At 50.7% G+C, this 6,784-nt stretch carries 7 protein-coding genes; 4 read left to right on the top strand and 3 right to left on the bottom strand.

What is annotated here, in order from left to right; genetic code table 11:
- Positions 1 to 33: 33 nt before the first annotated feature.
- Complete coding sequence (locus tag ACH10T_RS13365) at positions 34 to 1,005, bottom strand: isoaspartyl peptidase/L-asparaginase family protein (protein WP_394809750.1); 972 nt, start codon at positions 1,003 to 1,005, stop codon at positions 34 to 36.
- 100 nt (positions 1,006 to 1,105) lie between these two features.
- Complete coding sequence (locus ACH10T_RS13370; protein WP_394809758.1) at positions 1,106 to 1,231, bottom strand: DUF6970 domain-containing protein; 126 nt, start codon at positions 1,229 to 1,231, stop codon at positions 1,106 to 1,108.
- Between the two features lie 229 nt (positions 1,232 to 1,460).
- On the opposite strand from ACH10T_RS13370, the gene ACH10T_RS13375 reads away from it, so the two are divergent.
- Positions 1,461 to 2,318: a hypothetical protein gene (locus tag ACH10T_RS13375; RefSeq protein WP_394809751.1), complete on the top strand. Its 858-nt coding sequence runs from the start codon at positions 1,461 to 1,463 to the stop codon at positions 2,316 to 2,318.
- Between the two features lie 139 nt (positions 2,319 to 2,457).
- A complete protein-coding gene (locus ACH10T_RS13380; protein WP_394809752.1) occupies positions 2,458 to 3,381 on the top strand; it encodes a carotenoid biosynthesis protein in 924 nt (307 codons plus the stop codon).
- Positions 3,382 to 3,429: 48 nt separating this feature from the next.
- Here ACH10T_RS13380 and ACH10T_RS13385 read toward each other — a convergent pair whose 3' ends face one another.
- On the bottom strand, positions 3,430 to 4,341 hold the full coding sequence (locus ACH10T_RS13385; RefSeq protein WP_394809759.1) for a L,D-transpeptidase family protein: 912 nt from the start codon (positions 4,339 to 4,341) through the stop codon (positions 3,430 to 3,432).
- Here ACH10T_RS13385 and ACH10T_RS13390 point away from each other — a divergent pair.
- Positions 4,228 to 4,578 (top strand): hypothetical protein, encoded by a 351-nt coding sequence (locus tag ACH10T_RS13390; protein WP_394809760.1) that lies wholly within the window; start codon positions 4,228 to 4,230, stop codon positions 4,576 to 4,578. The genes ACH10T_RS13385 and ACH10T_RS13390 overlap by 114 nt on opposite strands.
- 330 nt (positions 4,579 to 4,908) lie before the next feature.
- The gene (locus ACH10T_RS13395; RefSeq protein WP_394809753.1) at positions 4,909 to 6,420 is read left to right on the top strand and encodes an SUMF1/EgtB/PvdO family nonheme iron enzyme; all 1,512 of its coding nucleotides are present in this window, start codon (positions 4,909 to 4,911) and stop codon (positions 6,418 to 6,420) included.
- Positions 6,421 to 6,784 lie beyond the last annotated feature (364 nt).

The following is a 6,784-nucleotide window of genomic DNA, read 5'->3' on the forward strand; positions in this document are numbered from 1 at the left end:
CAGTTATATTATGAAGGAGCGCATTGTAAACCGCTACGAGTGAACAGTTTCCGGGAAAACACCCATCCATGCAATGCCATCATTGCCGATGGTACCGCGGTACATGCCGCTGGTATTGAAACGCATGGCATAATTGCCGCGCTTATCCAGCACGATCAAGCCGCCGTCGCCCCCGATGGCAGAGATTTCTGCCAGTGTATTATCCGCTGCCTCGGCAATCGGAATGTGCTGTAGCCTTACTTGCACTGCCGTATTGAAAGCCGCTGCCGTGCGGATGAACATTTCCCCGGCGCCGGTTGCGGATACCGCAACGGAGCGATTGTCCGCGTAAGTTCCGGCACCGATGATCGATGAATCTCCCACGCGGCCGTAGCGTTTGTTCGTGAGTCCGCCGGTCGATGTGCCGGCGGCGAGATTGCCGTAGCGGTCCAGCGCCACCGCGCCGACGGTTCCATGTTTTTCATCGACGTCTGGCAGCGGTGTGCCGGGATCAGCATCGTGGTCACGCAAAACGCTTTCTCTGGCGATGGTTTTTTGCAACTGATCCCAGCGGTGTTGCGTGTGAAAATAGGAAGGATCGACAATTTCCAAACCCTGTTCGGCAGAAAAAGTTTCGGCACCCTGGCCGATTAGCATCACATGCGCGCTTTTTGTCATCACCGCATGCGCGGCGCGGATTGGATTGTGGATTGTTGTGACACCGGCAACGGCTCCCGCCATACGCGTGGCGCCATCCATAATTGACGCTTCCAGCTCATTGCGACCAGCATGACTGAAAACCGCGCCTTTGCCCGCATTAAACAAAGGTGAATCTTCCATCACCACGATGGCCGCAATGACAGCATCCAGGCTGCTGCCGCCTGCTACAAGCACGGTATGGCCAGCAATCAACGATTGCGCAAGTGCGTGCCTATAAGCTTGCTCACGTTCTGCAGTCAGTTTGTTGCGCGCGATAGCCCCGGCACCACCGTGGATCACCAGCCGGATGGGCGAATTATCTGCCATAGCTATTCCTCGTTTGTAATGTCATGAGCAGCAGAATTAAAGAGGAGTCTGTGAAGCCATTAATGATTGGCCGTCTATTCAATTAATTTTTCGTGTCTTCCTAAATTACAGTGCTTGCAGTGCTGGCATTAGCGAAATCTGGACATTGACCAACTCCGCCACCCGAAAAGCCGTCATCAGGCGCACAAATTCTATCCGTGCTTTGCTGATAAAAAGCATGAAAAATGAATCTACATGGATATTATTATAAAAGTTTCTTCTCTCAGTAAACAGACAGCGTTAAACTGCACATAGCCGGTAGTTTGATATTACTAAACCCTATACAAGGATAGGATGGAAAGTCTAGATGTCTTCCCGAAGCATCTAAGGTTTTTCCCCTGTTACTGGATGGCTCTGGTGGAAATTTCTGCAGCCCAAAGTTTGAAGCCCTAAAGCACACAGGAGGTACGTAGTCAATGAAGTTCAGGTATAAATTGCAGCAGATGGCGGTATTTATCGAATTCCTCGCCGGTGCTGGATTGGCAATTTTCTTTCACTTGGTGCTGCATAATGAGATGGCATCTTACCTGATTTTTGGTGTCGGAGTGCTTTTGTCATTGGCTACTTATCTGCTTCGGGAAGGCATTGAAAAGACCCGCACTGAATTAACCGATCTTTACCACCAAGCCCACGAAGTAACCTATGCTATCAGCCGGGTTACCGATGCCGAATGTCAAGCAAAGGCTCAAGAGCTATTGGCTAATACGATGCGCACCATTACCATGTTGCAGAATGGTTTTATTCCGCTGGATGAAACTGAATTCTATCTGGATGGCGCAAAATGCAGTGATGCGGCCACATTGCGCATCAGGGCTGTCGATCCGGTAACTTTTGGCTGGCTGGCTCGCGCGACACTGGTGAATTTCTACCAGAGCAACTTGCGAGCTCTGGAACGGAAGGTCAATATCACACGGATTTTTGTTATGCATCGGGAAGAATTTGTTGCGCCGGAGTTTCAGAAGGTCATGATGGCCCAATTGAAAGACGGAGTCGATATCCGGGTAGCCTTCCGGGATGAATTCCCAGGGGCTAATGCCGTGAGCGATAGGGATACGAATATCCCCTGGGATTTTGCGGTGTATGACGAACAGGTTGCAACCGAAGTTTTTCCCCATGCGGGCAAATACTATGGTCGCAAGACTAACCATCCAGCGGAGGTGGAAAAATATTTGCACTACTACCAACTGGTTGAGCACAACGCGCATGCCGTGATGATTGAAGGGGAGCAGGTAACGCTGGCTAGCGATGTTATAGCCACCACTCAGCAAAAATAATATTCCGGTTATTACCTTGCTGTACGCTATGGCGGGATTGGCCCGTAGCATTATGTATGCGAAAACCAAATCCCATTTTTATTCTCTAATTCTGCTTTATTAAATTTCAGTATGTCTGATAAATCGATCTGATCATTTCATGTTAGAACTTCTCTACAGCCTCGCATTTCGACCCTATGTAACCCTATTCTTGCTGGCTTTTCTGACTTTGAGCTGGCTCGAGCAGGGAATGCTACGCACTTTTATCTGGCTGGTTACGGGCTATCTGGTTGCGCTTGCCGCCGAGTGGGGAAGTATTAATCACGGCATACCATTTGGCTACTATGCGTACCATTACGAAGCGCTGGAAAACGACTTAGTCGTCTTCGGCGTACCGTTCTTCGATTCACTTTCATTTGCTTTCCTCAGTTACGTGAGTTTTTCGTTCGCACAGTTCTTCCTGTCTCCGCACTGGCATCGTGGATTCAACGTGCAACGCGTAACGTCACGTGATCTTCGTAATAGCGCTACTGTACTGTTCGTTGGCGCATTCTTCATGATGGTGTTGGACTGGATCACCGACCCCATTGCACATCTGGGCAAGTACTGGTTTCTGGGCGATATTTACCACTATCCTGAGCCTGGCTGGCACTTTGACGTTACGTTGGCTAATTATGCTGGCTGGTTCATCGTCGGATGGGTGATCATTTTCATCAATCAGCGGGTGGATGCGGCACTGGCTAAGCGTGAACTGTTTGGAGACAAATCGTTGCAACTGCAGTATGTGCCCGGTAAGGGATTATTCGCGCCGTTGTTCTGGTTCGGCATTGCCATCTTTATGCTGGGAATCACTGCATGGCTGGGCTGGGGTTACGATCTTGAACAGGTGCCTGTTACTGCGCGTGAGGTTTTTGTTGTCGAGACACGCAAGCTGTTTATTGCTGGCACTTTTATCATTGCACCGATTGCTGTACTTGCCTGGGCGCACCTAATGCGACGTGGTGGCCAGCCGTCACCCGAGCAATTGAGCGTGTGGCTGAAGGATTATCCCAATGCCAAGCTGAAGGCGCATTTGGACGCTTAGCACTGTTAACCAGCATACCAATCGAACTGAAACAAACAATGGGCGATCCTATCGAGCCGGATCGGATTCCTTATTCGCTAACTTGAGTACTTCTGCCGCTGTCAACTGTCTATCCATTTCGCCTTCCCAAGTTGCGTTGAAAGGCAGGATGTTTTGCACGCGCGTGGCGCGGTCAAGATAGGTTTGTAACGTCACATCCGGTTGCGTAATCGGCGTGGCTACAGCGCGTGGATTGCGGATGACTTCATCGAGCAGAGCCGGGTTGATCTTGGCTTGGGCACGCGCCTCGCGTTTTGCCTTGGGTGTTGCGCGCACGGCGCTTAGCGATTTCTTGAGTAACTGAGCGTGATTGCGCTTGTCGTCTTCCAGGATCGGATAGGTTTGTAGATACAACTTCTGGTCACGCCATCCGAGCAGGCGGGGTTGATTCACTACGCGCACGGCTGTACCGACCGGCACGTTATTGTATATGCCTACGATATCTTCCGGATACATGCGCAGACAGCCGTGACTACCGCGTAGCCCGACACTCGGCGGTTTGTCGGTCCCGTGAATGGCGTAGCTCGGCCACGCGAGTTTCAACACATGCGTGCCCATCGGGTTATCCGGTCCGGGTGGAACGATGGCAGGCAATGGATCGCCGTTTTTTGCATGTTCTTTACGAATGGAAGGCGTCGGGATCCAAGCGGGATTTTCCTTTTTGGATACAACCTGAGTGATACCTTCCGGTGTTTTCCATTCCACGCGCCCGATACCGAGCGGATGCGTGATGACTCTCTGCGGTTCACCGGCCTTGGATTTGGGAAAATAAAACATTCGCATGGCGGCGAGATTAATCACAATGCCTTGGCGCGGTACATCCGGCAGCACGAACTGAGTGGGGATCACGATGGGCGTGCCTGCTTTCGGCAACCAGGGATCAACATTCGGGTTGGCGCTGACGATCTCTTCGTAACCCAGGTTGAAGCGCCGGGCGATATCGGAAAGCGTGTCGTCTTTGTTGACGGTGATCACCTGAAGCGTGCCGACCACATCATCGCGAGCGGGGTCGAAACTGAACTCATGACTGGCCACCGGAATGGGCAACGGTTTAATCGCCGGAGTAGCTTGAACCGATGGTTGAGTCAGAAACGATTGGCAGCCGCTCAGCAGGAAAAATCCGGCGCAGAAGCTGCATACGAGACCGTTGCGGAGTAACGATAAATGTTTTTTATTCATAGTAATCAACAGGATCATTAAAATTTAATGTGATTGATTGCAGTCAATTTACTCGATTTCTCGTGATGACACAACAATTAATAACGATAAATCAGGATATTCTCACTGTCATTTAAAGTACTGGCTGAAGGATCGGCAATGCGCTAATCACTGCCAGCGCTGTCAATCCGAGCGTTGATTTCGAGTTGCTACCAACGTTTTTTTTGACCGGAAAAATCGATTGCCAGTATGATTGCTGGTTTGAGAAAATAGTGCTCGATTTTATAGCGCTAAACCGAAACTTTTGCAAAAACCATAAACGCTCTCTCAATGTCGAAAATTTTTATTAACTACCGGCGCAAGGATAGCGCGCCCCACGCAGGCCGATTGTACGATCGACTGGCTGGCCGTTTTGGCGATGACCATGTGTTTATGGATATCGATCAGATCGAGCCGGGCGAGGTGTTCGACCAAGTTATCCAGGAGAAACTGGCAGCGGTGCAAGTCGCTGTGGTATTGATCGGAGAACACTGGCTGGATATCGCCGATGCGAACGGAAAGCGGCGTTTGGATCATCCGGATGATTGGGTGCGGCTTGAAATCTCCGCATTACTAGAACGGAATATCCGCGTCATTCCGGTACTGGTCGGCGGCGCCACGATGCCGAAATCGACGCAACTGCCCGAATGCCTGGCACCGCTGACAGGGCGCCAAGCGATTGAAATCACTGATCATCGTTTTCATGCGGATGCTGACAAGCTGATAAAAGCGCTAGAAAAAATTATGGGTGTGCAAACGCCGCCACCGCCACCGAAGATACCCTTCGCGGCTATCCTCGGTGTACTCGTGACCCTCTTGGCGGCATTTGGCTTATTTCATTATTCTCCATTGATTACACAACAAACCGGCACACAGCTTTCGCAGCCAGTAGCTCCTGAACCGGAGAAATTGGTGGCAAAGCAATCTACTGTAGAGCTGCCCAGTGAAACCAGCGCTTCTTCAATAAAGTCGTTAGTTATCGCTGAGCAGTCCACAGAAATAAAACCGCCTGTAAAAAAGAAACCTGTTGTTGAACAACCCACTGAGGAAAAACCCCTTCTAATAGAGCAACCTGCTGTTAAGCAGCCCAGTGAACCAAAATTTCCCTTCGAACCCGAAATGGTGCGCATTCCACCCGGTAAATTCCTGATGGGTTCCGCTGATTACGATGACGAAAAGCCGCAACACGAAGTCACCATCGCCTATGCCTTTGAAATCAGCAAATACGAGGTGACGTTTGACGAGTACGATGCGTTTGCCAATGCCACCAAGCGGCAATTACCCAGTGATAGTGGTTGGGGACGCGGCAAACGCCCGGTAATCAATGTGAGCTTTAATGATGCGCAAGCCTATGTGCAATGGCTGTCGAACAAAACCGGTAAGCAATATCGCCTGCCGAGCGAAGCGGAATGGGAATATTCTGCTCGTGCAGGAACGCAAACAGCGTACTGGTGGGGAAATGATATCGGCAGAAACAATGCAGTCTGTATGGATTGCGGCAGTCAATGGGATAACAAACAAACTGCTCCGGTTGGCTCGTTCAATCTGAATGCATTCGGGCTCTATGACACCGCCGGAAACGTTTGGGAATGGACGCAGGATTGCTGGCATGGCAATTATCAGAATGCGCCGAAAGATGGCTCCGCTTGGAGGGATATAAGTGGTGGTGATTGTAGTCGCCGGGTGGTTCGGGGCGGTTCGTGGGGCAACTATCCTCAGAACTTGCGATCGGCTAGACGTAGCAGGGACGGCACCGGTGCTGCCGACGTCATCCTGGGTTTTCGTATCGCCAGGGATTTTTGATCTTTGTGCTTTGTGATTTGACCCTTTGCGGGGTGCAGGGGCGTAGCCCCTGCGGGTTTGGTTTTTGGGGTTTGTGGTTTTGTAGGTTTGTAGGGTGGATAAGCGAAGCGTTATCCACCGATGTGCCATGAATATCGCGGAGAGTTAGGGTGGATGGCATTGCATTTATCCACGCTACAGCGAAGTTTGTAGGGAGGAAGAGAATCCGCGATGCGTCATCCGTCATGGAGCCGCTTCATGTATCACTCCCCGGTGCATTGCTCTACGCTTAAGGAAGCTCTGATTAAGTCCTTCGACAGGCTCAGGACGAACGGTAATATATTGATTACGTTCGTGGTGAGATTCTATGGTTCGCGTCAAGCAT

The organism is Nitrosomonas sp., assembly GCF_043753625.1.
In the GTDB taxonomy this organism is placed as follows: domain Bacteria; phylum Pseudomonadota; class Gammaproteobacteria; order Burkholderiales; family Nitrosomonadaceae; genus Nitrosomonas.

Bases quoted from the DNA above. Each gene is read 5' to 3' on its own strand.
- ACH10T_RS13375 (WP_394809751.1), top strand. From the start codon at position 1,461: ATGAAGTTCAGGTATAAATTGCAGCAGATGGCGGTATTTATCGAATTC.
- ACH10T_RS13380 (WP_394809752.1), top strand. From the start codon at position 2,458: ATGTTAGAACTTCTCTACAGCCTCGCATTTCGACCCTATGTAACCCTA.
- ACH10T_RS13365 (WP_394809750.1), bottom strand. From the start codon at position 1,005: ATGGCAGATAATTCGCCCATCCGGCTGGTGATCCACGGTGGTGCCGGG.
- ACH10T_RS13395 (WP_394809753.1), top strand. From the start codon at position 4,909: ATGTCGAAAATTTTTATTAACTACCGGCGCAAGGATAGCGCGCCCCAC.